At 47.7% G+C, this 302-nt stretch carries 1 protein-coding gene; it reads left to right on the top strand.

Going from position 1 to position 302, the window contains the following annotated elements:
- Positions 1–15: 15 nt before the first annotated feature.
- Positions 16–302: hypothetical protein (locus F0L68_RS45835; RefSeq protein WP_240543050.1), on the top strand; the 287-nt coding region annotated here is incomplete at its 3' end.

Genomic DNA, 302 nt, shown 5'->3' with positions numbered 1-302 from the left:
CTCAAGATGAAGCAGATGATGGATGATGTTGAAATGATGATCCGAGAGGGTATCCTTACTGGAAAGATCGAGCGTCGTGACGGCACTGTTATAAGCCTGAAGAAGTCTGAGGACATTGAAAACCTCGCCCGTCTGGTCCTCGGTGGCCTAGAAATTGTTGGCGACGATGCTAAAGTTATCCACTTGACCAACTTGATGAAGAAAATGCTGAGCTATGGCCAATACAACATGGACAAGTACACCTACGTGCCGACTTCCTTGGACATGTACACTACCTGTCTCCGCGATCCTGTCTTCTGGAT

Source organism: Solihabitans fulvus, from assembly GCF_008386585.1.
Lineage (GTDB): Bacteria > Actinomycetota > Actinomycetes > Mycobacteriales > Pseudonocardiaceae > Solihabitans > Solihabitans fulvus.
This window is presented reverse-complemented; position numbering and strand designations above follow the sequence as displayed.